Genomic DNA, 24,056 nt, shown 5'->3' with positions numbered 1-24,056 from the left:
CAATTCCCTAGACACATTCCAACCGTTCGTGGTGACGCCGCTCGTAGTCTACAGGCGACATCAATTCGTTAGAACCATGACGACGTCGGGTGTTATAGAACATCTCGATGTAATCGAAGATGTCAGCCCGGGCTTCGTCTCGTGTGTTGTAGATTTTCCGTTTTACCCGCTCACGTTTCAGTAGCTGAAAGAAGCTTTCCGCGACCGCATTGTCGTGGCAATTGCCGCGCCGGCTCATGCTGCCCTCCAGCCCGTGGGCTCTCAGAAACGCACTCCAGTCGTGACTGGTGTATTGGCTGCCTTGATCCGAATGCACCACCACCTTGCCGGTGGGTTTGCGCCGCCATACGGCCATCAACAACGCATCCAGCACCAAATCTCGGGTAATCCGTGATTGCATGGACCAACCGATGACCCGGCGCGAGAACAAATCCAGTACCACCGCCAGATACAACCAGCCCTCGTGGGTACGGATATGCGTGATGTCAGTCACCCAGCCCTCGTTCGGTGCCTCCGGGTTGAACTGACGCTGCAGACGATTTGGGGTGACCTGGTGGACAGTGCCGGCCCTGTGTCGTGGTTTTCGATAACCCACCTGTGCCCGTATACCTGCTCCGCGCATGAGGCGATGCACGCGGTTGGGACCGCATGTCTCGCCAACCTCACGTAGATCGCTGTGAATCTTGCGATAGCCATAGACGGCCCCCGACTCTAGCCAGAACTGTTTGATCAGCCCCGATAAGCGGTCATCCTCGCGACTTCGTGCAGACCGTGGTGCGCGCATCCAGGCGTAGAACCCGCTCGGATGCACATCCAGTAAGGCGCATAGCCGTCGCACAGCCCACTGCTTACGATGTTCCGCAATAAAGGCGTACCTCACCCGGATTCCTTGGCGAAGTACGCCGCTGCCTTTTTTAGGATGTCGCGCTCCTCCGTGACTCGCTTGAGTTCCTTTTGCAGGCGGCGGATTTCAGCTTGGTCATCGGCCTTGACCTGATACTCATCGGACCGTGGGCCGTACTTCTTGATCCAGGCATACAGGCTGTGGGTCGTGACGCCCAATCGATCGGCAACCTGGGCCACGCTGTGACCACGATCCGTTACCTGCCGGACCGCTTCACGTTTGAATTCTTCGGGATAACGCTTGCTGCTCATGAGTACCTCTCTGATAACCATTCTGGATGGCTGAAAGGTGGCTAGCAATCTGGTGGCGATTCACTTCGATGAACGCAATCAGGCGCAAAGCGGAAAGGCCATGGTGGTGGCCATGAGCCGCGAAATCTGTGTTCACCTCTACAACGAGATCATCAAGCTTCGCCCCGACTGGCACAGTGACGACCCAGAACAGGGGGCGATCAAGATCGTCATGACCGGTTCGGCCAGCGACAAGGCATTGCTCCGTCCTCACATCTACAGCCACCAGAACAAAAAGCGGCTTGAAAAGCGATTCAAGGATGAAAACGACCCCTTGCGGATGGTCATTGTGCGGGATATGTGGCTGACCGGTTTCGATGCTCCCTGTGTGCACACCCTGTATGTCGACAAGCCGATGAAGGGCCACAACCTGATGCAGGCCATAGCCCGGGTCAATCGAGTCTTCAAGGACAAGCAGGGCGGCCTCGTGGTCGATTACATCGGGATCGGCAACGAGCTGAAGAGTGCGCTCAAGGAGTACACCGCCAGTCACGGGCGGGGGCGGCCGACAGTCGATGTTCATGAGGCCTATGCGCTGCTTGAAGAGAAGCTCGATGTACTCCGAAGTCTGCTGCACGGCTACGACTACAGCGATTTCCTGACCGCAAGCCACAAGCGCCTGGCCGGAGCTGCCAACCATGTCCTCGGCCTCAAGGATGGCAAGAAGCGTTTTGCCGACACGTCTCTGGCCATGACCAAGGCATTCTCCTTGTGCGGGACGCTCGACGAGGCCCAGGCACTGCGTGAAGAGGTGGCTTTCATGCAGGCCGTGCGGGTCATCCTGACCAAGCGGGATATCACCGACAAGAAGCGCAGCGATGCGGAACGCGATATGGCGATACGCCAAATTATCGATTCAGCCGTGGTGTCCGGGGAGGTGGTCGACGTCTTCGCGGCCGTAGGGCTTGATAAACCCAATATCGGGATTCTCGACGAGGCATTCCTCGCAGAAGTTCGAAACCTCCCGGAAAAGAACCTCGCGGTCGAATTGCTGGAGCGGCTGCTGGAGGGCGAGATCAAATCCCGTTTTGCCGGCAATGTGGTTCAAGACCGCAAGTTCTCCGAGATGCTCACCAATGTGATTGCGCGCTACCAGAATCGTGCTATCGAGACCGCGCAGGTGATCGAAGAGCTGATCGCGATGGCACACAAGTTCAAGGAGGCGGCGAATCGGGGTGAAGTGCTTGGCCTGACCGAGGATGAAATTCGCTTTTACGACGCCTTGGCGGATAACGAATCAGCCGTTCGGGAGCTTAATGACGAAACCCTGAAGAAGATCGCGCACGAATTGACCGAGAGTCTGCGGAAAAATGTTTCGATCGACTGGTCGGTGCGCGAGAGCGTTCGCGCCAGTCTCAGGCTCATGGTCAAGCGGATTCTGCGTAAGTACAAGTACCCACCAGACAAGCAGGAAGAAGCGGTGACACTGGTGCTCAAGCAGGCGGAGGCGTTGAGTGAGGCGTGGGTTGGGTAATGCCGTATCTTATGAAGATCGGGGTTTTGAAAGTGGGCAACTGTCCGAATTGAACTTGTTACAGTAATATTTTCCTGAGCAATCATCTGCCCTCCAGAGTCGCAGGGTTTTTGTCCCATGACCTGTTTGATTTTCTGCTATTTCGACCAAATATTCAGAGCATAAAACTTCCCTTTTTATTTCTGGGCATTGAAAGGAACGCTCGCGATTTTCAACAACGGCCATGATTAATCCCTTTTGTTGGTAGCGGACTAGAACACCTTAACTTTATCCACCCAATATTGCTTCAATCATGTTTGGTCTCTAGCTTCTTTTAAACAAGAAACCCCACCAAGGTGGGGTTGAGCAGTTCTTCCGATAACGCCTAGACATGAGCAACCTCCATGGGGTCAAATACAAGGAAATCCCAAGTACTGCATGAATCCGTTTTGGGGGTGTGTATTTGTCTGTTCGAACGATTGTACCGACCTCTTGCGCCCATAGCTGTACGCAAATGACCGTATTTATGATTTTTCCTTTCTAGCACGCTTGCGTTCAGGTGGTTGGTTCTTGATGAACCAATGCATGTCCACCTCTATTTCAGGAATTGATGCAAAGAAGTGGTGCAGAAGTCGAAGGCTGCGAAGAACCTTTACGATAATGGCCATGTTCACAGCATCACCCCGCTCGATGGCCCGGACGCTTGACCGAGATACCCCGGCGTGGACTGCTAAGTCCTCTTGGGTGATATTTTGCGCTAGCCTGTGCCGAGTGATCCGCTCGCCCATGGCTTTTAGAATTTCTTCATCGGTCATGAAATGCGTCGGCATCTGATCTGGAGGGGGAGGGGGAAGCCGTATGCTCATTAGTTTAGTGATTCCATTTAAAACCATTAAGTTCAATATTCGCAGGTAATGGTCCCTTTCGCAACCAATGATGTCGAGGAGGATAGAGACCCTACATGTTTAGGAGCATTCCCGGGAAAAAGAGCAGGCGTAAGAAGTTTTTTAATGACCGAGGTCGCGAGAAAGATGAGAGGCCAAGAATTGACCGTACATCAACACAACCAGAAGTTCTAGAAACAGAAACGCTCTCAAACGAGCGCGAGATCATCAAGAAACAGTTTTGATGATGACCTCCTCGAGGCTGTTTCGTTCGGCGGGGTCAATCCGGCCAATGGCATGCCCGATCATCGGTTACTCCGGACTCGTGATGGCGCCGCGCCCATGTTCTGGCCCCTGGCGGCCACTTAATCTGGCTTGCGCAGGTGGCGTGCCAGATGGTTCAGCGCCCTGAGCAGGATATGGGCGATTACGGCCAGAACCAGCAACCCGCCGAGGGCGATCAGGGGTGCATGCTCAATGGGGTACATCATCGCCTCCATCGCTTCGAGGGCAGGTATCGCGCGGGGCCGGCAGCCCAATTTTCCAAACTATCCACCGATCCATGGTCCGGCAGGCAAGGTAAGGCTCAATGACTCGCTACGTATCCTGCACATATCTTGATCCCTTTAACCAGGGAGGGTCGGTTCGGACCCCCACCGAATCCCAAATGAAGCACAACCACGCGTCTTAATCCCTTTAAGCAGGGAGGGTCGGTTCGGACGAACGTCGGATCGAAACGATGATGGAACAGTTAGTCTTAATCCCTTTAAGCAGGGAGGGTCGGTTCGGACTGCTGTCATATTTCAAACTATTTTTGAATCAATGGATTGGCGAGGAATTTTTCCGCACCAAAATGAGGCAAAAAAATTAGCCTTTTCGATAGGCCACCCGAGTACCGAACCGGTAGCGATCGTGCGGTGGCAAAACCAGCGCAAACATCGATTTTCAAAGAACCTTTATCGTACTCCGTCCGAGTTCCGAACCCTAAATCTAACCAACCGCATCCGGTTCTGCAAGCGCGATTTCCCGCAAGCTTGCCATCCGGGCGTGTTGTCTTCCGAGGTGGGAGGATGCTGCTTTGTGGCAGGAATGAGGAGTTGTCCGAATGAAGCGTAGACCCGCTCTGATTTGTTACGACATTCGGGATGCCGCCATCCGACGACGGGCATTGCGGTTGCTGCTGGGGTGGCGAGTCGATGGGCAGAAATCCGTGCATGAATGCCGGCTCACGCACCGGGAGGCACAACAGCTTTTTTCTGAGCTGTGTGCACTGATCGATCCGCGAACGGATCATGTGCTGATGACCTGGATTCGTCCGAAAGCCCGTCCGGACTGTGTCGGATCGGCTCAGGCGACCCTGTTGTCGGACGAGGTCATCGAGATCGCATGAGTTTCTCCCGGGAAGTTGATATGTCCGATTCCACCACGCGTCGCTGGTATCTTTTGTGTTACGACATTTCGAATGCGCGGCGGCTGAACCGGGTCCATCGGGTCGTGTCCCGTCAGGCGCTGGCCGTGCAGCGTTCGGTATATCTCTTTTGGGGGGATGACCTATCACTTTCCGTCTTGTTGGCTAGCCTCCGCTCACGTTTGGCCTGGGAGGACGATCTACGGTGCTATCCGGTTCCCGATCCGATTGAGATACGATCGTCCCGTGAATTGCCGGTAGCCGCGGGCAGCGGGCAGGATGAGTTGGCCTCCATGCTACTGGATGATCGGGGGGGCGATCTGCTTGGTGGATTGCCCCAATGGACCGGGTTCACCTTGGCAGGATCGATCAGCGATGTTGCTTGTCGTTGACCGCAAGGCCGTCGCTCTTTCACTAGAGGGGGAGAGCGTTCGCGTGACGCTGGCCGAGGGCGGATTCCGGCGCGTTCCCCTCAATCTGCTTTCCCAGGTCGTTGTGCAAGGCACTGTACCGGTGGCGTCCGATGTGTATCGTGCTCTGGCGGAACGAGGGATTGGGGCGGTACTGCTGGCTGGCAGAGGCCATCAGGCACCCGCATTCGCCGGTGCTGGCCTGACGAATTTTGTGGGTTGGCGATTGCGGCAGTATGCGGCGTACTTTGATGCGCACGCGCAGAGGCAAATGGTCCGTGCGTTATTGCACATGAAGCTGTCGGTGTGTGCGGCAGCGGCCACGATGCTGCCAGCCGAGCACTCGGGAAGAGCGCATGCCGCACAGTCTCAGGCGTTGATTCAGCTTGCGGAAGCTCGGGAGGTTGATTCCATGCGCGGGATCGAGGGTGCGGCAGCCGCCGCCTGGTATTCCGCCCTAGGAAAGGCGATCGACCCCATTTGGGGATTCAGCGGACGCAACCGCCGCCCACCGAGGGATCCCGTTAATGCGCTGCTGTCCCTGGGTTATACCCTGGCGACCGCAACGATGGCCAATGAGGTGATTGCCCAAGGTCTGGATCCCGCCCTGGGGTTTCTTCATGCGCCCGCGCCGAATCGGGCCGCTCTGTCGCTGGACCTTGTTGAACCATTGCGGGCCTTGGTGGATGTGTTCGTATTGGGCTTGTTATCCGATTTCTCGCCGGGCGACTTCAGCGTGTCCGATCAGGATGGGTGCCGTTTGAGCAAGGCGGCACGAAGTCAATTTTACCGGCGTTGGCAGGTCGCTTCCGGTTCGGCCTATGGCATGATCCATGTTGTGCTCGGGCAAGGGCAACCCGTAGTAGACGCCGATGTGGGGCTTCAGGACGTCGATAATCCCGCTGCGGGCGTATCACTGGCTGCGGCATGTCGGCTGTTGGTCGCTCATTTTCGCCGGGCACTGCCCGACGCCGGGTGATTTGCCGTGGTCGGAATCGAGGAAGGACATGCTGCCCGTTGAGTCGGATTGTCCGGGGTGTATGGAATTGATCGATGGATAAGCGAGGATGGCAGTTTGTGCTGGGGATTCTGATCGAGACGCGGGGCGTGCTGCAGGATCGGCCGCGCGCCAAATCCGGCGGTCGTGCGGTCATGATGGTCAGCATCGACCTGTTTATTCGTTCTCCGGTTTTCATATTCTTGCCAGAGACGGGCATTGACGTGGGTACATGATGGGGCATAGAGAATTGGGTGTGACCGGGCCGGGCCGGCAATCGTCGCTCACTATCGGGGAATTGCCCGGGTCCTTGCCCTTCGTGCGCTGGCGTCTTGAGTTCGAGGGCAATGAGACGCCGCCCATTCCTGCAGCACTGTGGCGTTCGGTGTTCGGGAAAACACTGCGGGACAGGGTATGCGTGACCGGTCAGCCAAGCTGTGCGTCATGCCTGTTACAGCCGCGCTGTGCCTATCCGCGCTGGTTCGAACCAGCGGCGCCAGTTGAGCCCGCCCCGCTGGGCGTTTCGGACTCGCCCCCGATGCCCTTCGCGTTTTACGCGCCATCCGTCGAGGCAGGCGTGCTTGAGTTCAGCGTGTTCGGCGCCCCGGCCGTGGCCGATTCCCCCTTGATGCTTTCGGTGCTGGAACAGGCGGCCGGAAACGGTATCGGCAAGGTTCGCCATGCCTATCGTTTGCGTTCGGCGCATGCCCGAATTTTCCCGGCGGCAGCTTCATGTCTGCCGGATGGGTTATCCGCCGATGCCCTGCCGGATTTGCCGCCGTTTGGGGGGCACGCCGTGGAGGTGCGGTTGCTCAGCCCTCTGCGGTTGCAGGTCAAGGGGCGAGTGATGTCTGTGGAGGATTTTTCCGCCGCCGAATTCCTGCGTGCACTCCTGCGGCGCATCACGCTGCTGCACTGGAGTTACGGCACTGCCGCCTTGCCACCCGTGCCCCTGCCTGCCATCGACGAGGTGACCTCATCCGCCGAGCAACTGCGCTGGCAGACAGGGGCACGGTATTCGGCCCGGCAGGCGCAACGCATTCCGCTCGATGGGCTGGTCGGTTCGTTCAACCTGTCCGGCCCCGGCCTGCGGGAGTTGTGGCCCTGGCTCTATATCGGGCAGTGGACGCAGGTGGGCAAATCCGTCACGCAGGGTCTCGGCCAGTTTACCCTGATCGACCGATCGGGCTCGCAAGCTTGCTGGGGCGCCGTTCCTGGGTGGTTTCCTGCATAATCCCTAGCATTGTTTACATTGAGGAACCCGAAGCATGCCGCTCAAGTTCAAGGATTGCCCTTCGATTACCGCGACTTATCGCATCGTGGTGCCCATGTTCCTCGGGGATGCCCAACAGAAGGCATCGGCCATTTCCCCGCTTTCCGTCAAGGGCGCGCTGCGTTTCTGGTGGCGGGCATTGAACTGGAGCCGGTTTCGATCCGCAGAACCTTCAGATACCGCTGCTCTCCACCAACTCCATCTTGAGGAAGCCGCGCTATTCGGCTCGGCGGCAGAAAATGGGCAGGCAGCCCGGTTCACTTTGCGGGTCCATTCCGACCCGCACGAACTGAGTCGAGCGGCCGATTGGCCGAAGGTATCCCTCAAGAATCCCTGCAGCGAGTATTGCAGTAGCTATGTCGGCCTGGGGCTTTGGGGGAGTGGTCAGGTGGACAAAGGCAATTATCAGCCTCCTCGTGAGTACATCAGGGAGAATCAGGTGTTTACCGTCGAGTTGCTGGCTTTGCCGGGGCTTAGCGAGGCGGCTCTTCAGCAGTTGCGGGATAGCCTTACTGCATGGGGGTTGTTCGGTGGATTGGGCAGTCGCGCGCGGCGCGGTTTTGGCGCCGTGGCGATCGAGTCGCTGGATCATCACGCCCTCTGCTTCAATGACGTGGCCACCTATCAGGAGGCGGTGCGGCGTCTTTGGCCGGATTGTTCGACATCGGCCCATGCGCTACCGCCATTCACGGCGTTCAGCTCGGCGGCCCGCTTCGGTATCAGCGGTGAACCTGCCTCATCGGCGCGCAAGGCTCACAATGAGCTGGCCCAGGCATTCAAAACCTATCGTGGATCCAAGGATAGCCCGGTTCGTGGCGCCCGGAAGCGGGTTTTCGGTATCCCGATTGACTTTAGAAAGTCAAAGAGAGCAAAAAAGTCACCGCTGGAAGAAAAGGCAGGGAGCAACCGACGCGCAAGCCCCCTGCTGTTTCATGTACATCCGATCGGGGACCGGTTCACCGCCGCTGTCCTGTACCTGCCCGCCGAATTCCATTTCGATCCCGAGTTGAACGCAGTCGAGTTCCCGCTCGCGGAAGCATTCCTCGAACAGTTGCCAGCGGCGGTCTTTGCATGAGCACTTCCCATTACTTTCACTTCACCCTCGGGCCGGTTCAGGGCTTTGTGGCCCAGGCCCGTCGTACCCGTGATTTCTGGGCGGGTTCCTTCATCCTTTCCTGGTTGTCGGCGGTTGCCATCGAGGCGGTCGGTCGACAGGGGGGCGATGTGGCCTTCCCCGAGCCTGATGGCCATTACATGAACTGGCTGGTGGGGAAGGGTTCCGGCAGGCAGCCTCGGCAGGGCAGCATTCCCAACCGGTTCAAGGGGGTCGTGGCGGCTGTCGATCCCGCGACTTTTGATCCGGACGTGGTCGTCGGGGCGGTGCAGGCGGCTTGGCAGGCGTTGGCCGATACCGTATGGACCCATGATCTGTCCGAGGTGGCCGGTCCGGTCCAGCGGGCGGTATGGGATCGTCAAATCGGGCGATTCTGGGATATGAGCTGGGTCATTACACCCGATGAGGGGGATGGCGCGGCGCTCGACAAACGAAAGAACTGGCGTACCCACACCCCGCCGGATGAACCTGGCGTCAAATGTTCCATGATGGAAGGCTGGCAGGAGCTTTCCGGCCAGGTTGCCCCCAATCGCCGGGAGATGAATGCGTTCTGGGATGCCGTGCGCGAGCAAGGCCAAAACGGCATGACCAGTGATCTCGCGGAAAACGAGGCCTTGTGCGCAATTGCCTTCGTGAAGCGCCGCTTCAGCCGGCATTTTCATCACCTCGACGCGCAGCTTCCGTCGGGCTGGAAGCTGAAAGGCTGGGAGGTGCCGAGCGGTGTCCCATCGGTGGCGTACATGGCTGCCGTGCCCTGGCTGAAAAATGTTCTGGAAAAGGCCGACGCCGACGATCTGCGCGCATTCCATGCGGCGGCCGCTGAACTGACCGGCGGCGAGTACGGGGAATGGCTGACCACTATTCGTTGCTTGCGGGCGCAGCCCCGGGCCGGTGACTTCAAGCACCTGCTGTCTCTGGATGGCAATGTGTTCTACAGCAGCCAGCTCGAAAACCGGAATCTCTTTCCCGACCGGGCTCTGGCCGAGAAGGCCCAGAAGGCGCTGAAACGGGTTGAAGTAAGCGCCGGCCTCGATCCCGTTTCGCCGTTCTACGCCATCCTGTTGATGGATGGCGATTCGCTCGGGTCTCACATGAGCGATATCGGCAAGCAGCGAGCTATTGCGGATGGATTGCGAAAATTCACACGGCAGGCACCGGATATCGTGGACCGCTGGAATGGCTTTCTGATTTATGCCGGAGGCGATGACGTACTGGCGGTATTGCCGCTGGAAGACGCCATTCCGTGTGCGACCGAGCTGCGCTCGCACTATCTGGGTTGTTTCAGGGACACCGGCATACCGACCACGCTGTCGGGGGGTATCGAGTTTGCCCACATTCGGATGCCGCTGGGCAAGGTGCTGGGCGATGCCCACCCCCTGCTGGACGAGCTCGCCAAGGATGGGCGGGGGCGCGATGCCCTCGCCATTCGTGTCTGGAAACCGGGGGGCTCGAAAATCGAATGGGCCCAGCCCTGGAGCATTGCCCTCAATCCGGAGAGCAACAAGACGTATCTCGAGGAAATTGCCGGGCAGTTGCGCCTGGAGGGTGAGGAATCCACGCAGTTTTCCGGCAAGTTCATTTACAAGATCGTCGAGCGCCTTGCCGACCTCGCGCCCACCGAGGGCGGCGATGACGACGCCCGGTCCGTGCTCACTGATGTGCTGGCGATGGAGTATCTGAACTCGGGCAAATCCCGCCTCACCACCCGTGGGGAGGCCCGCCAGTTCATCCAACCACTGCTGGAACAATGTACTCCGGTCATCCGGGATCCGGACGAACCGAAACCCGAACGGTGGGGCAGAATGGTCCGCGAGGCGGATGCCGCCTTGCTCGTTCGTTTCTTGGCGCATAAGGGAGTGGCGTAATGGCCGGGCATAAAAAGCACAAACCGATCCGCTACGACAAAAAAAAGCCTGCGGGAACCGGTGCGCACAATGCGGTACAGAATCCGGAACCTCGGACCGGGATGGCCCGCGCCGCATCGGGCGAAGCGGTCAGGCCGCCATCGCCTGTCCAGTTAGGGCTGAAGGCGGGGCGGGCCACGCTGGCCTTCGATGCCGCAGACACGCTGTTCTTCCGGGAATCCCGCCCGATGGAAGCCATGGGTGAACTGCAGAGCGTCTTTCCGCCACCGATGCGCACGCTTGCGGGGGCCGTGCGGACGCTGATCGGGGAATCGGCAGCGGTGGATTGGCAGGCATATCGGGCGGAGCCCGCTCATTCCCTGCGTCAGATCATCGGCTACGACGAGGAACTCGGAAGCCTGAGTTTCCGGGGTGTCTGGCTGGCCCTGAATGGCGAGCGCCTGTATCCGGCGCCCCTGCACCTGCTCAGGAAGCCGGCGCCCCTGCACCTGCCCGGTGAGGCGGCACGCATCTACCCGTTGCACCTGGACAAGTCGCCGGTCTGGTGTGACCTGGGCAGACGGGTTCGCCTGCCGGCACTACCCGAGGACAGGCACGCCCGAGGGGCCAGACCGATGGAAGACACCTGGCTGACCCGCGAGGGACTGGCCCGGGTGCTGGCGGGGCACCTCCCGGACCCGGCGCAGCTCCGGACCGCCGACCAACTTTTTTTCCGAGAGTCCCGCGTCGGCATTGCCCGGGATAACCGCAGGCGTACCGTTATCGAAGGCATGCTCTACCAGACCCGCCATATCCGGCCCCAACCGGCACTGAGTATCGAGGTGGATGCTTCGGGGTTGCCGGACAGCCTGCCCAACGAGTCGCTGGTCCGTCTGGGCGGGGAGGGCCGTGCCGCACGTCTGAGCGTCCTGCAGAAAGCGGTCGATCTCCCCGCGCCCGGGGCAGGCTCCGGCCAGGGGATCGCCCTGTACCTGCTCACGCCGCTGCTCATGCCGGGGGGCGCCTGGCTGGGCTTTGCCCGGCAGGAATCGGGGGAAGCAGGCACGCCTACCGTCTGGACCGGCACCCTGAACGGCATCGCGCTGACGCTCCACGGTGCCGTCACGGGCAAGGCCCTGAGAAGCGGAGGCTGGGACATGACCAATCAGCTTCCTCGCCCGGTCACGAGCTTTGTCCCGGCGGGGAGCGTGTTTTTCTGCACGGTCGAAGGCGATGTCCAGGCCGCCTGTGAGGCCCTGCACGACCGACAAATTGGTGTACAAACCGAATACGGCTACGGGCACCTCGCGGTTGGCCCTTGGCAGGACCAGTAACCCCGAACACGAAAACCCATTCACGATTCAAGGAAAACCTCATGCAACAGGCAAACGTCATTTTCGGGCTGTTCGCGCAAACTTCCCTGCATGCCGGGATCGGCGCAACCACCGGCGTCATTGATCTGCCGATCCAGCGGGAGGGCCACAACGGATGGCCCTGCGTTTTCGGTTCCTCCCTCAAGGGCGCGCTGCGCGCCCGTGCCGAGTCGCAATACGGTGAGGATAACGACAGCGTCCGGTTCGTGTTCGGTCCCGACACCAACCACGCCAGCGATCATGCCGGGGCCTTGCTGGTAAGCGATGCCCGCCTGTTGCTCCTGCCCATCCGATCGCTGACATCCCAGTTCAAGTGGGTGACCTGCCCGGCGGCTCTCCAGCGTTATCGCAGCGATGCGGCCCGATTCGGCGTCACCGTGCCCGCTTTCGATCTGCCCGATATCCAGCAGGATGCCGCGATTGTGCCGCAGCAGACCCCGGATACCGCGCTGTTTCTCGAAGAGTATCGATTCAGTGCCACGGCCCGGGACCTTGATGGCCTGATCGATACCCTGGCTGGCCTGATGAGCCGCGACCAGATCAGGGAGGACCTGGAACGGCAACTGGTGGTCGTGAGCAACGACATGTTTGCCCACCTGGCGCAACACGCCACGCCGGTCAATGCCCATATCGCGATTGATTCCGCCACCGGCACCGTGCGGGGCGGAGCGCTGTGGTACGAGGAGACGTTGCCGCCGGAAACCTTGCTCTATGCGGGCCTGAGCGCGAACAAGGCGCGTGCCGGGGAGGCTGCCATGAGTGCGCAGGATATTCTGGGTGCCGTCATCGGCCTGTTCGACGAAAAGCCCTGGCTCCAGATGGGTGGCAACGAGACCGTCGGCATGGGCTGGTGTGCCGTCAAGACCCAGGGGAGTGAATAAGCGATGCAGACCATTCAGCAGCAACGCGCCAAGTACGCGCTGGCGCAGGTACAGCAGGCACTGTCGCGCAAGGTCAGCCAGAAGGAATACAAGAGTTACGCGGCCAGTCTGCCTGCGATGATTCACATGAATGGATTGGGGCAGGCGGCTGCCTTCTTCAAGTCCAAAGGGGCCAAAGGCGACCCGCATGGTGAGCTTTACGATCTGCTTTCAGAGTGGCTCTGTATGGCCGGCCAGCCTTACGCCGGCTGTAAGGATCTTCTCGATGGCGTCATCTCCAGAGACATGCATGCCTACCGGCTGGCCCAGGCAGAGGCCCTGGCCCTGATGGACTGGGTCAAGAAATTCGCCAAGGCTTTCATGAATGAAGGGGAGACGACCCAACCCGGAGGTGGTGCATGACTGCGCCGATTTACGGTCAGGGCGACCTGCCCGGGTCCTGCCCGGACGAGGCGCATCGAGGTCTTTGGTTCGAGCGCTTTTACGACCAGTACGATTCCGCCACCTGGGCCGTACTCAAGCCTCGGGGCAATCAGGACAAACAGGGTAACACCCACTGGCTTCTGAGCGAGTTCCATGGCAGGGAGGCCGGCAGTGCCCCGGCGCTGGAGCGGCACAATGCCGCCCTGGCGGAACTGGTCGGTGGCCTGGGAGGGCAGGTGCTGCGCTTCCACTCGGGCGGGCATCTCGTGACCGGCATGGGCAATCCCCATCCGGTGGAGAACGGCTTTGCCTGGCATCCCACGCTTGGTGTGCCTTACCTCAGCGGCGCGGCGGTCAAGGGCCTGCTGCGCAGCTACATTGAAACGCATCTGGATGCGGAAGGGGCGGAACTTCGCGGTCTGTTGCGCCAGTGGTTCGGCAGTGCCGACAAGGACCCCAACAAGGTCCCTGATGCGCAGGAAGCCACCCAGCGCGGGGCGCTGGTGTTCTTCGACGCGCTGCCTGTCAGGCCCGTCACCCTCAGTGTCGATGTCATGACCCCCCACATGGGGCAATGGTATGCCCGGGGCGACAAGGTCCCCGGACCCGATGCGGTGCCGGCCGACTGGCACCAGCCCGTGCCCGTGCCCTTTCTGGCTGCCCGGGATATCGAACTGCAGTTCGGGTTCTGTTTGCGCCCGGGCGCGACCGGGGCAGCGACCGGCATCGATCTGGCAGACGTCGCCGATGCCCTGACCCGTGCCCTGACGGAGTCCGGCGCCGGCGGCAAGACCGCCACCGGGTATGGCGCACTGTACCGCGATGTCGAGTCCGAGGCGCGTCTGGAGGCGGAGCGGACCCGGAGGGCCAGTGAACGGGCCGAAACGGCACGCAAGGCGACGCTTTCCCCGGAAGACAAGGCGCATGAGCAGGACCTGACCGAGGTCGAGGCCTTCCGTGCAGGGTTCGCGGAAGCACGCCAGCGTCCCTATCAGCCAGGCGGCAATTTCGAGCGCGAGCGGCTGGCCTTCATGGAGCGCGTGCTGGCGTGGACGGATCCGCGCAGCCGCCGGGCGGCCGGCGACCTGCTGGCCGAGACCCTGACCCGGCAATGGGGCACGCCGGGGAAAAAGGAACGCAAGCAGCAGATTCAGGAAGCCATCCGGGTGCTTCGAGGGGAGGAATAACGCCCCGATACCGTTCTCGGTATCGGCGGCCACCCGCTTGCGGTAGGGCAGGGCGGCAGGTACAGTAGGGGACGGTTCGGATGCGCAACCGGTTCGGAATCTTTCAAAATCCAGCAAGAACGACGGCTCAAAAAAGCTAACTTTTTCGCCTCATTTTGGTGCGGAAAAAATCCGCGCCAAGCCATTGATTCGAAATCGTTTGGAAATATGACAGCAGTCCGAACCGACCCTCCCTGCTTAAAGGGATTAAGACAGTTCGTTTGCGCTGTACTTGACAGCCGTTGCGGGTCCGAACCGACCCTCCCTGCTTAAAGGGATTAAGACTTCTCTGTTTGTTCGATATGCGCGCCCGGCACTTGTCCGAACCGACCCTCCCTGCTTAAAGGGATTAAGACGTAAGGCAGGCTCACAGATCCCCCTTCGCAGTCGGTCCGAACCGACCCTCCCTGCTTAAAGGGATTAAGACATACTGTACGTTACCGAAGAGGTTTGTGAGGTGTGTCCGAACCGACCCTCCCTGCTTAAAGGGATTAAGACTGGACAGGTGAAACGCTGGCGCAGCCGGAGCTGTCCGAACCGACCCTCCCTGCTTAAAGGGATTTAGTCGTTGCCGAGTACCTGTCCGGATTGATGGGTCGGACTGTTCAGGCCGCAAGTGACTGACCGGGGCCTTTTGCCGGCCCATGATCATGCTCCTGAAGTCCGGGGATTTTATCCGCCGTCCGTTGCTCGCTGGTATTCGATGTTCAGCCTTGATGCCCCGGGTCATGAGGCCCCCGGTCATGAAGCCGTGAGCCATGAAGCCGTGAACCATGAGGCCGTGAACCATGAGGCCGAGGGTTCGGAGCGACTGCGTCATTGGCCGGGCCAGACTCCGCCTGAATGCGCGCCCGGCGCTGTTCATCGAGCTGTTGCTTTACCCGCTTTTCATTGAGCGTCACGACGTAACTCAGCCCCAGGGCCGATGCGACGACCAGGACAAGCAGAATCAGCACTTCCAGGATCAATCCGCTCATCGCGTTATGCCTTTTTTCCGTTCCAGGGTCTCTGCCACCCTCTCGTCCTCGTCGACGGGCCAGCAAGCCAGGGCAGCAGCCAGGGCAGCAGCCAGGGCAACAACCCTGGGCAGCCAGCCTACCCGTGGCATGAGAGTCGGTGCATCAGTCGCATTCCTTTCCTGCTCCTTCGGGCTGATGTCCGGAGGTCTGCCGTGATGTCCAGGCGGAAAGCAGCAGGCCAAGCACGATCAGACCGATGCCGCCGAGTGCCGTGGGCAGATTGAACGGGGTCGTCCGAAGCACCCCGAACAGCCACGGGGCCAGCATGACGGCCAACCCGGCGAAGATGATCCGATTGCTCATGGCCTGCATCATTCGTAGCCATCGTGCCCGGGGCAAGCGGGGGATGCGCGGGATCGCCCAGGCGGTCAACCAAGCCAAGAGGAGCAAAAGTATCGTGATGACGAGGTAGGTCGGGATCTTGTGTTCCATCGTTGTCTCCGGGTTTGCAGGCGGGGCGCATTGTCCACGACATCGCCAGGCGTGAAGGTATCAGAACCGTCGCCGGATCGCAGGCGTCCGCGCGGGGCGTGGCCCGGCGAAACCGTTCAGAATTCGATCTCGTACGCCAGGGCAGCCTCCCCCAGTGCGACGATGGGGCGATCGGGTTGCGACTGGGGTATCAGGACGGGGGCATCCGGCGGAATCGCCACCCGGGTATCGCGAAAATACAGGGGCAGCGATGTGGCGCGGGTGAACACCTCGAAGCGCGCTACATCCAGGATGACCAGCCGACGATCCGTGATCACCTGTTCAATAATCAGGCGCGAGGCGCCCCGGGTGTCAGTTTCCTGTACATGGCGGACGAACACCAGGTGCGCGCCGCCGATACGCCCGACGGGAATCCGGCAGGTCTTGCCTGCCTCGGTGCTGAACGTCCAGCTTCCCTCGATGCCCGGCGCACCGACCAGGGCGTTCACCAGACGATCCGGCTGACCCAGGGCGCGCAGCACGGCCAGCGGCACCCCCCGTATCGCCGCGCCAAGGTGCCGGCCTGCCCGGCGCCGGTCTTCCGCGTACAGCGCCATGTCGCGCATTTCCAGGGCGGCCAGCAGGGGGCCGAACGGGCCGGTCGGTTCGTGATCGAGGCGGGTCCAGTTTCGGCCTTCGGCATCCAGGTACGTGGACGGCACCGGTTTCAGGGTGTCCGGGGCGAGCGCGCTGGCCAGGCCGAATACCGGGAGTCGCGCGCGCAGGGCGAGCAGCTTCGCCTTCGTCACCGAGTGCCCGGTGGATTTCCGCGGCCAGCCGAACGGTTTGGTCGTCCCGCTACGGTTTGTCCGATCACCAGCCCGACACCAGGATCCCCTATCCCGGATCGGTGTATCGGCATCGCCCACCGGGTGAACGAGTGCCCGAATTTCGTCAATCCGTTGCCGGAGTTCGCTGCGGCGACGCCACTGTGTGTGCAATTGCCCATAGAGATACATGTCGACGAGCGTCAGAAACAGAACGAGGCTGACGAACTCGAGCGTTCCGGGGGGCGGGGCAGACTGGAAACGGGAATAGACGGCGACGGCCGCAAGCCAGATCAGGGTAAGGGTCCCGAGCCAGAGGAATTGTCGCTGATTTCTGAGCAGGCGCAGGCGGCCCATCAACAACTGGTGGTGGAAATAGGTTCGGTCCCTGGGGATGATCATGGGCGGGTCTCCGGAGTCATGCCGTCTGCCGGCGGGTTGGCGGTACGGCTGGGGCATCCGCCTTGGTGCGGGTCGGATGCGGGGCGTGCGGTTCGCCGGCCTGTGTGTCTAACCGGCGCTCCAGGCGCTCCAGGCGGGTGACCACCCAGCGGATGGACAGAAAGAGCCCGACCAGATCTACCGTGGCCAGGGTGTAGCTTTGCGCATGCAGCGAGAGCAGCGCCCAGAGAGCCGGGGAGAGGACGTACATGGTGCGCATCAGGGACTCTCGACTGGCTTCCGCCACCCGCACCCAGGCATAGCCGAAGGCAGCCAGCCAGGCGAACAGATCGTGCGGGAAGGCAAGTGTCAGCGCACCGGAAATGGAGGCCAGCGCCACCCCTGCGCGAAGGAAGGGCGAGCGTTCGGCCAACACATACTGCCCCAGGCTGGTGGTGGCGGCGGCCAGGGAAACCGCTGCCGCGGTCTGTTGCCCGACCAGGGCGAAGGAAGCTGCCACGACCAGACAGGTGCCGACATTGAGCGCCAGGAACGCACGCTTGTCGCGGGCGTGGGCGAATTGCCACCAAGCCAGCGGGATCAGCATGAGCCCCACGAGGTTGGCGTAGCAGATGGCGGAGAGGTCATTCACAGTCTTGCCCCCATCAGCAGCATGGCCCCGGCGTCGTGATTCAACCCAGGCTGGTTGCTCGGGTGCTGCACGTAGATCAGGTTCAGGCCCACTTTCACCTGATTGTTAATGTAGTGGGTGAACCCGGCTTCGACGTTCACCTGACGGATGCCGGTCAGGTTCACGGTCGGGGTGTTGTACGTGACCGCCCCGGCGTCCGTGCGGCCGGAGGCGAGCTTCAGGCTCATGTCGCCCCCGGTGATGCCCAGCGGTTGGCTGACGACGAGTGCGGCGGCGTTGCGACCGTCCTGCCACCAGACCCCGCTGGCTGCCTGCGTGAGCTTCGCGTCGATCCGCGAGAGCAGCGAGTTGGCGTAAGCCGACCGGGCCGTGCCCTGCCGGTAGGTGGCGAACAGCCCCAGACGACCGAAACGGGTGGTGCCGTGCAGGCGCAGAGACAGCCCGGTGAGTTGCAGGGTGGCCCCGCCAGAGGTGCTGAACCCCCCGGTGCCGATGGCACCGAGAAAGCCGCGGCTTTCCGTGGCCCGGACCTGCTCGGCCCGAACTTGCACGGTGTCGGTGAAATCCACGCCAATGGCCGAACCGAACTGCATCACCGTGTCGTTGCCGGTCAGGTCGGCGCGCCCGGCGTTGCCGGACCAGGCCGTATTCTTGACGAACACCGGGCCGCTGCGCATCGTCGAGGACACCCCATCGGCGTTCTGAACGATCCCGGCCAGTGGGCCGGCCCCGTTGAACGTCACCAGGGCCACGGGCAGGTCGGTCCCCGGCTCGCCCGGCAGGGCGCGGCCCTTGGTGAAGTGGAAAGCGGCGAAGCTGCTGCCCACTTCGGGGCGGGCGGCCACGGCCTCGACATAGGCCATCGCGGGTTGTCCTGCGCTGTTGTAGTCGATCATCTGGTGAATGATGGCTGCCATGTCTCTTGTCCTCTGTTTCGCCCATCCTGCCCGGCAGAGCCGGGCTACTGCGCGCTGGGCGCTTACTGGTCCAGCGTCTTGAACGGTTGACCCGACTGCATGAACTTCGCCGCGAAGCCGGTCATCTTGTAGCTCACCGTCTGCGTCGGGTCGGCAAAGGTGCTCACCGAGGGCGCGAGGTTCAGGGTGTAGTTGCGACCGATGGCGTCGAATCCCTGGACACCCACCGAGGCGGCCTTGACCGAGGCGGCAACCGGGGCCAGAGAGGCCGGGACGGATATACCGGTTGCGGCTGCCGGGGCAGACTGTGCGGAGGCGCTGGTCGGCACCGAGGCGGCGGTCGTGGTCACGACCACGCCAGCCGGCTGCATGGCCGCGTTCAGATCAAGCCGCCCCGAACCGTAGTAGTAGCTGCCGCAGTTCAGGGCGCCAGAGGTGCCGCAGTTGTTCTGGTTCCACAGGCTGTTGAAGTTCTTGTCGGCGGTGTCCAGCAAACGCTGTTCTACCTGGGCCGGGGTCATGAACGACCAGTAGGACTTCAGCGTGGCGGCTGCGGCGGTGACGATGGGGGCCGCCGAGGAGGTCCCCATGAACTGCCCATACTTTGTGTTGGTGCTCGGGTCGGCACCGGTGTTGGTGCCGACTGCCGTGATGAAGCGAGCCTGGACGTTCGGATCATCCCCGGCGTAGTTCGAGTAGGAGGCCAGGGTGCTGTTGTCCGAGGACAAAGCGCCAACGATCAGGACTTGCTTGTACAGCGGATTGTTGACATTCCAGCCAGCCGCCGTGGCGTGAGAGGTCGAAAAGTTCAAGGAATTGTTCCCCGCGCTCACCACCATGCCGAGGCCATGGCTGATCGTGTTCTGCCACGAAACCCAGTCGGCATCGGTCGCATTGCGGACGGTTCCTTGATACCCGTTGACGGAATTTTCGTAGTTCGCTGTCTGCTGATATTCGCTGATCGGGTCGTACCCAAACGAGAGGTTTGCGAACTGAGCCCCGTTGTTGGCGGCGTCCGAGAAGCCAAAGTCGATCACATTGGCGCTTGCCGTGCCGTAGCCGGTGATTTTCTCGATATACAGGCTGGCATCCCCGGAATAGCCGGTATGTGCCCCGGCGATGATCGAGGCGACGAAGTTGCCGTGGTAGGACTCGTTGCTGTACTGGCTGGAATTCCACTGGTAGTTGGTCGTGTCCAGATTGCCGCTGGTCTGGGGCAGTGTCGGATAGGCATTGTCATAAGCGTTGACCGTGTTGATCCCGCCGCTGACAATCGCGCCACCGACGCCGTTCTTGCCGCCGTTGTCGGTGAATTCCTGGTGCTGGCTGTTGATGCCGGAGTCCAGAACGGCCACGGTCACGCTTTGAGCCGGCGCACCGGCATAATCGCTTGTGACCGTCACCCGCCCGCTGTTGGTCGGGTAGGTCGGCGCCGGAGTCGGTGCCGGATTGGGGACATAGCTCCCGGTGTCCGGCGGCGTGGAGGAACCACCACCGCAGCCGGCGAGGGTGGCGGCGGTCGTGGCAAGGAGGGCAAGGGTCAGCAGATTCTTCGCGTTCATTGTCGGGACTCCTGGTCGGTGTGTCGGTGGTTACTGGTCGTGTCGGCCGTTGTTCGGGCGCTCCCCGGTTGCCCCGTGGCAGGCAGTCGGGTCGAGCACATGGGCCCCGTCGGGCGTGCGGACCCACAAGGCGGCATCCACCACCGTGCCGGGGCGGGTGGCGACCTTGGTGTAGAGGGTGCAGCCCTCGGCGTTGATGCCCACCGGCTGCCAGCGGAATCCCGGGTGGGGCCGGTATCCCTCGGGCGTGGCACAGCCGCCCAGGGCCAGGGTGACCAGCAGGACCGGCAGCGCACGGAACACCGGGGCGTGTGGGAGCGGGTTGGTCGTGTGCCTGTCAATTCGTGAACTGTGCATGGTGGTGTACTACCTTTCGTGTATTGGCGGGTCCGTGGCGGGGCGGGTGAATATCGACCGATCCATTGCCCTGGCCGGCATGGTTCCGGCGAAGCGGAAGCGCCGGCCGCGTTCCTGATGAAAGGCATTGTTCCCGGATGCGCCCGGGGGATCCCGTGGGGCAAGCTTGCAAGCCCGGTTGGCCCACCGAGCCGGTCCGGCGTGATTGATGGCGTGATTGATGGCGTGATTGATGGCGTGATTGATGGCGTGATTGATGACGTGATTGATGACGTGATTGATGACGTGATTGATGACGTGATTGATGACGTGATTGATGACGTGATTGATGACGTGATTGATGACGTGAGTGCCCGTTGCGGCTGGGGCGAACCGTCAGGAGCGTGCGGGACGTTGGGCCGCAAGCGGGGCGGCGATTGGCGAGACGCTGGCGAGCAAGGGGCGGGTTACCCCGATCGGTCTATCGGGCCGGGAACGAACCGCTTGCCGAGGGGCAGGGCGGCGGGTAGAGTTAGGGGACGGTTCGGATGCGCAACCGGTTCGGAATCTTTCAAAATCCAGCAAGAACGACGGCTCAAAAAAGCTAACTTTTTTGCCTCATTTTGGTGCGGAAAAAATCCGCGCCAAGCCATTGATTCGAAATCATTTGGAAATATGACAGCAGTCCGAACCGACCCTCCCTGCTTAAAGGGATTAAGACACATGACGCTGCTCATGTTCGTATCTCCTGTCTCGGTCCGAACCGACCCTCCCTGCTTAAAGGGATTAAGACATGTCCTAAATGGACGGTTGTTAAACAGGAATCCGTCCGAACCGACCCTCCCTGCTTAAAGGGATTAAGACCTTTTCAACCGAACCATTGACCGGAATGGTCTCTGTCCGAACCGACCCTCCCTGCTTAAAGGGATTAAGACGGTTGTGTCCTGTTGGGACGGTTGAACCGCTACAGTCCGAACCGACCCTCCCTGCTTAAAGGGATTAAGACACGGCATGTCAGGCTTGCTCCGCGAACATCGATCGGTCCGAACCGACCCTCCCTGCTTAAAGGGATTGAGACGTCATTCTATCGGCCCTCGTCGGCGCGCTGCGCGTCCGAACCGACCCTCCCTGCTTAAAGGGATTAAGACATCCCCATGCCTCTTTGGCGCCGATGAATTGGGTCCGAACCGACCCTCCCTGCTTAAAGGGATTAAGACCAGAAGCATTGTACCACTCGCCATTGATTCGAATGTCCGAACCGACCCTCCCTGCTTAAAGGGATTAAGACACATGATGATGGCTTATCCGGACGAAAATTGGGTGACGCCAATTATCCCGTGATCTGATGCGAAACCGTGCCTTCGATATAACTTGCAAAAGCTCCTTATAGTTGGCGGCTTGGGCTTATAGGAATCGATTTACTCTTTTACCTTGGATGGGCGGAACAGATCACCATGGGGGGCTACATGATTGCTTCATATGGCAAAGGTAATACGAGCATCCATTGGTCAAGGGAATTTTTACGTCCATGGAAGTTGGGCTCCCTGGCTGTGGGGATCGCCCTTCTTCTGATTGGGTCTGTGGTCATGCCTGCGCCCGATTGGGATGTTGGTGTTAGCTTCACCATGGCAATCTTGACTTACCTGACGGCCCCTTGGTTTATTCATGTAATCCGTCGGCTGAATTGGAAGATGATCCCATTGGCACTGTTCTTCGCCTGGTTTAGCATTGACGGCTGTTACTGGCTGTTACTGGCTGTACTGGTCCATGGTCAATCCCGAAGCCTTGTTCATGCGTCCGGCCAACGCGTTTGCCTCATCCTTCCTCTACCTGCTGATGGGCATGGTCTGGATGTACCCAGGGTCACTAAGGAATCTTCTGAAAGACATTCAAGGGGCTTTACGATTATAGAAATTCATGTCGGGTGAGGCCGAAGTCGATCGGATTCCGCCTCAGGTGAGAATGATGGGTATGGTAAGCGAGTCTTTTCCGACCAACCTTCCCGTGATCGGCCATGCCAGGGATGTATTTCGTACGCGGGGAATCTCCGGGATCCAATGATGCGCCATCGATGTATACATCCGTCCTTGTGACAACCGCCACAACATCCCAATCCATTCCAAGATCCACGCCCTTGCGCGCCGCAAGCTTGCGGCCCATTACCCATGACCTGTACGCGATTACGATAAGCCTCAACCTATTAATTGGGGTTTCATCGTGCTGGTGTACATCACACAATTTAATGCTAAAAGGCTTGTACCGGGCATCGATCGAGCCAAGCTGCATAAACTGTATCTGGGGAATCTTTACGACATGTCGCTCTGGATGCTGTCCATACAGGAACAACGCTGGCTAGCTGCCGCGCGTTCTTTCTACGAGAACCCGGAGTTCTTCATAGATTACTTCTACAAGCATGTCGCCACGAATCGGCGCACCAATAGCTTTCTGGTATTTCCGGGAAGAAATCCTGCCTACCATCAGGATTACGCATGCCCGAAACTTCGGGCAAACTACCTGAATTACAGGATTCCCGTGGAGATTATTGCAAGGGGACCGAAGGCTATGGATGATTTCCGTGCATGGTTCAGGGACAACATAGATCTGCTTCAATCAGACCCTCATCAATTTGTGGTTCGGATGTCGATTAGATTCCGCCTACGGAACGCCAGCCCAACCGAGGAACTCTCGGCATCGAACTCGGGTATAACCGTAGAGCAAAACCCCCGTATTTCCGAAATAAAGAAGGCCATCGACACCAAAATTCGGGAAATGCTGGACTTCAGACGGGAAAATATCGCGATTGTTTGCGCTTATGGAAACTGCACTCACAAGGTCAAGGATGGAGCGGTGCACATCGATGATGAAGGGGCACGGCGAATCGTTGATCAATGGCACAACCTGAAGGAACAGCTCAAAACAGATCTCAAGACCTATTTCATGGTCAGATTCAACCCGGACCTGGAATTCGGAGACGAGCTCTTGCAAAAGATTGGTTTCAAGGCATGCAACTGCTGCGCTTCCTCTGCCAATTGAGTATTTCGACTCCCTGTGACCTGTTCCAGCGTCAGCGCTGTGCACAATTTTCTGCAGGAGCGCAGTCAGCAGATGCATGATTATTCGATGCCAAGTGCCTGACATGAGGCATCTAAATCCCTTTGAGCAGGGGCCGGTGGGGAGGCTCCGTACCCGCTCCGGGCGGGATGCCGCCAAATCATGGTCCCGGGTTTTTTCTCGGCATCTCGTGAACTTCAGGTAATGTGGAAGGGGTGTCCATTCCGAGCATCCTCAATCCAGGCGGGAGTCCGTGCCATGCACATTAACCACGAAGCGGTGATCGTCGTCTCTCTGGTCGGCCTGGGGCTGGCCATGGCCGTGCACTTCGCAAGCAGGTATCGAAAACCGCTGCGCCAGTGGGCGGTAAAGCACCTGCGCCGGCCTTAACCATTCTGGCGATCCCGGTATCCCTCGGCC

Annotated in this window: 25 protein-coding genes and 2 CRISPR repeat arrays; of the genes, 15 read left to right on the top strand and 10 right to left on the bottom strand. The window is 60.1% G+C overall.

From position 1 onward, the window contains the following. Window positions 1–7: 7 nt before the first annotated feature. Window positions 8–1,155 (bottom strand): IS3 family transposase gene (locus tag A9404_RS04115; RefSeq protein WP_156521227.1). Its coding sequence is split into 2 segments (ribosomal slippage): window positions 8–906 and window positions 906–1,155, totalling 1,149 coding nucleotides; the frame shifts between segments, so codons are not numbered across the junction. A 37-nt stretch (window positions 1,156–1,192) separates the two neighbouring features. Between A9404_RS04115 and A9404_RS04105 the strand changes: the two genes are divergently transcribed. After that, a complete protein-coding gene (locus A9404_RS04105) occupies window positions 1,193–2,668 on the top strand; it encodes a type I restriction enzyme endonuclease domain-containing protein (RefSeq protein ID WP_082922727.1) in 1,476 nt (491 codons plus the stop codon). A 503-nt stretch (window positions 2,669–3,171) separates the two neighbouring features. On the opposite strand, the gene A9404_RS04100 is transcribed toward A9404_RS04105, so the two are convergent. After that, window positions 3,172–3,462, bottom strand: coding sequence for a helix-turn-helix domain-containing protein (locus A9404_RS04100; protein WP_197490427.1), 291 nt, complete (start codon window positions 3,460–3,462; stop codon window positions 3,172–3,174). A 434-nt stretch (window positions 3,463–3,896) separates the two neighbouring features. Next, complete coding sequence (locus A9404_RS13680; protein ID WP_257736846.1) at window positions 3,897–4,022, bottom strand: hypothetical protein; 126 nt, start codon at window positions 4,020–4,022, stop codon at window positions 3,897–3,899. 614 nt (window positions 4,023–4,636) lie between these two features. On the opposite strand from A9404_RS13680, the gene A9404_RS04095 reads away from it, so the two are divergent. The 11 genes from A9404_RS04095 (at window position 4,637) to cmr6 (ending at window position 14,441) form a co-directional block, all read left to right on the top strand. After that, a complete protein-coding gene (locus tag A9404_RS04095) occupies window positions 4,637–4,921 on the top strand; it encodes a CRISPR-associated endonuclease Cas2 (RefSeq protein ID WP_066098924.1) in 285 nt (94 codons plus the stop codon). A 20-nt stretch (window positions 4,922–4,941) separates the two neighbouring features. Beyond that, a complete protein-coding gene (locus A9404_RS04090) occupies window positions 4,942–5,331 on the top strand; it encodes a CRISPR-associated endonuclease Cas2 (protein WP_066098922.1) in 390 nt (129 codons plus the stop codon). After that, window positions 5,315–6,328, top strand: coding sequence for a CRISPR-associated endonuclease Cas1 (gene cas1 / locus A9404_RS04085; RefSeq protein WP_066098919.1), 1,014 nt, complete (start codon window positions 5,315–5,317; stop codon window positions 6,326–6,328). The genes A9404_RS04090 and cas1 overlap by 17 nt, the downstream gene beginning before the upstream one ends. A gap of 74 nt (window positions 6,329–6,402) precedes the next feature. Then, a complete protein-coding gene (locus A9404_RS04080) occupies window positions 6,403–6,582 on the top strand; it encodes a hypothetical protein (protein WP_066098916.1) in 180 nt (59 codons plus the stop codon). Window positions 6,583–6,884: 302 nt separating this feature from the next. After that, the gene (gene cas6, locus A9404_RS04075) at window positions 6,885–7,580 is read left to right on the top strand and encodes a CRISPR system precrRNA processing endoribonuclease RAMP protein Cas6 (protein WP_066098913.1); all 696 of its coding nucleotides are present in this window, start codon (window positions 6,885–6,887) and stop codon (window positions 7,578–7,580) included. Window positions 7,581–7,614: 34 nt separating this feature from the next. Beyond that, on the top strand, window positions 7,615–8,694 hold the full coding sequence (gene cmr1 / locus A9404_RS04070) for a type III-B CRISPR module RAMP protein Cmr1 (RefSeq protein WP_066098910.1): 1,080 nt from the start codon (window positions 7,615–7,617) through the stop codon (window positions 8,692–8,694). Further along, the gene (gene cas10, locus A9404_RS04065) at window positions 8,691–10,598 is read left to right on the top strand and encodes a type III-B CRISPR-associated protein Cas10/Cmr2 (protein ID WP_066098907.1); all 1,908 of its coding nucleotides are present in this window, start codon (window positions 8,691–8,693) and stop codon (window positions 10,596–10,598) included. The genes cmr1 and cas10 overlap by 4 nt, the downstream gene beginning before the upstream one ends. After that, window positions 10,598–11,911, top strand: a complete 1,314-nt coding sequence (gene cmr3, locus A9404_RS04060; protein WP_066098906.1) for a type III-B CRISPR module-associated protein Cmr3 — start codon at window positions 10,598–10,600, stop codon at window positions 11,909–11,911. The genes cas10 and cmr3 overlap by 1 nt, the downstream gene beginning before the upstream one ends. A gap of 41 nt (window positions 11,912–11,952) precedes the next feature. Further along, window positions 11,953–12,831 (top strand): type III-B CRISPR module RAMP protein Cmr4, encoded by an 879-nt coding sequence (gene cmr4 / locus A9404_RS04055; RefSeq protein WP_066098904.1) that lies wholly within the window; start codon window positions 11,953–11,955, stop codon window positions 12,829–12,831. 3 nt (window positions 12,832–12,834) lie between these two features. Beyond that, window positions 12,835–13,233: a type III-B CRISPR module-associated protein Cmr5 gene (cmr5, locus tag A9404_RS04050; RefSeq protein WP_066098902.1), complete on the top strand. Its 399-nt coding sequence runs from the start codon at window positions 12,835–12,837 to the stop codon at window positions 13,231–13,233. Further along, window positions 13,230–14,441 (top strand): type III-B CRISPR module RAMP protein Cmr6, encoded by a 1,212-nt coding sequence (gene cmr6 / locus A9404_RS04045; protein ID WP_066098900.1) that lies wholly within the window; start codon window positions 13,230–13,232, stop codon window positions 14,439–14,441. Before cmr5 ends, cmr6 begins: the two co-directional genes overlap by 4 nt. Before the next feature lie 216 nt (window positions 14,442–14,657). Beyond that, window positions 14,658–15,047: a CRISPR direct-repeat array (repeat unit 37 nt; unit sequence GTCCGAACCGACCCTCCCTGCTTAAAGGGATTAAGAC). A gap of 140 nt (window positions 15,048–15,187) precedes the next feature. Here cmr6 and A9404_RS04040 read toward each other — a convergent pair. The 7 genes from A9404_RS04040 to A9404_RS04010 all read right to left on the bottom strand — a co-directional run bounded on the left by A9404_RS04040 (window position 15,188) and on the right by A9404_RS04010 (window position 20,606). Next, a complete protein-coding gene (locus tag A9404_RS04040) occupies window positions 15,188–15,457 on the bottom strand; it encodes a hypothetical protein (RefSeq protein WP_066098898.1) in 270 nt (89 codons plus the stop codon). Window positions 15,458–15,601: 144 nt separating this feature from the next. Then, window positions 15,602–15,931, bottom strand: a complete 330-nt coding sequence (locus A9404_RS04035) for a hypothetical protein (RefSeq protein WP_066098896.1) — start codon at window positions 15,929–15,931, stop codon at window positions 15,602–15,604. A 116-nt stretch (window positions 15,932–16,047) separates the two neighbouring features. Next, window positions 16,048–17,139 carry a hypothetical protein gene (locus A9404_RS04030; RefSeq protein WP_066098894.1) on the bottom strand — a complete coding sequence of 364 codons (1,092 nt, stop codon included), beginning with the start codon at window positions 17,137–17,139 and terminating at the stop codon, window positions 16,048–16,050. Window positions 17,140–17,155: 16 nt separating this feature from the next. Beyond that, window positions 17,156–17,770 (bottom strand): YgjV family protein, encoded by a 615-nt coding sequence (locus tag A9404_RS04025; RefSeq protein WP_066098893.1) that lies wholly within the window; start codon window positions 17,768–17,770, stop codon window positions 17,156–17,158. Next, window positions 17,767–18,687, bottom strand: a complete 921-nt coding sequence (locus tag A9404_RS04020; RefSeq protein WP_066098890.1) for a hypothetical protein — start codon at window positions 18,685–18,687, stop codon at window positions 17,767–17,769. Before A9404_RS04020 ends, A9404_RS04025 begins: the two co-directional genes overlap by 4 nt. A gap of 62 nt (window positions 18,688–18,749) precedes the next feature. Further along, on the bottom strand, window positions 18,750–20,249 hold the full coding sequence (locus A9404_RS04015) for a S8 family serine peptidase (protein WP_066098888.1): 1,500 nt from the start codon (window positions 20,247–20,249) through the stop codon (window positions 18,750–18,752). Between the two features lie 30 nt (window positions 20,250–20,279). After that, a complete protein-coding gene (locus tag A9404_RS04010; protein WP_066098886.1) occupies window positions 20,280–20,606 on the bottom strand; it encodes a hypothetical protein in 327 nt (108 codons plus the stop codon). A gap of 663 nt (window positions 20,607–21,269) precedes the next feature. After that, a CRISPR array of direct repeats spans window positions 21,270–21,873; the repeat unit is 37 nt; unit sequence GTCCGAACCGACCCTCCCTGCTTAAAGGGATTAAGAC. A gap of 178 nt (window positions 21,874–22,051) precedes the next feature. On the opposite strand from A9404_RS04010, the gene A9404_RS04005 reads away from it, so the two are divergent. From A9404_RS04005 to A9404_RS13675, 3 genes are all read left to right on the top strand, one after another. Further along, window positions 22,052–22,513: a hypothetical protein gene (locus tag A9404_RS04005; RefSeq protein ID WP_231880945.1), complete on the top strand. Its 462-nt coding sequence runs from the start codon at window positions 22,052–22,054 to the stop codon at window positions 22,511–22,513. A 289-nt stretch (window positions 22,514–22,802) separates the two neighbouring features. Then, window positions 22,803–23,618 (top strand): hypothetical protein, encoded by an 816-nt coding sequence (locus A9404_RS03995; protein WP_156521226.1) that lies wholly within the window; start codon window positions 22,803–22,805, stop codon window positions 23,616–23,618. Between the two features lie 276 nt (window positions 23,619–23,894). Beyond that, window positions 23,895–24,026 (top strand): hypothetical protein, encoded by a 132-nt coding sequence (locus A9404_RS13675; RefSeq protein ID WP_257736842.1) that lies wholly within the window; start codon window positions 23,895–23,897, stop codon window positions 24,024–24,026. The last annotated feature ends 30 nt before the right edge of the window (window positions 24,027–24,056 follow it).

It is taken from the genome of Halothiobacillus diazotrophicus (assembly GCF_001663815.1).
Classification (GTDB): Bacteria; Pseudomonadota; Gammaproteobacteria; order Halothiobacillales; family Halothiobacillaceae; genus Halothiobacillus; species Halothiobacillus diazotrophicus.
Note: the sequence above shows the minus strand (reverse complement) of the source record. Positions and strands in the feature narration are given on the sequence as shown.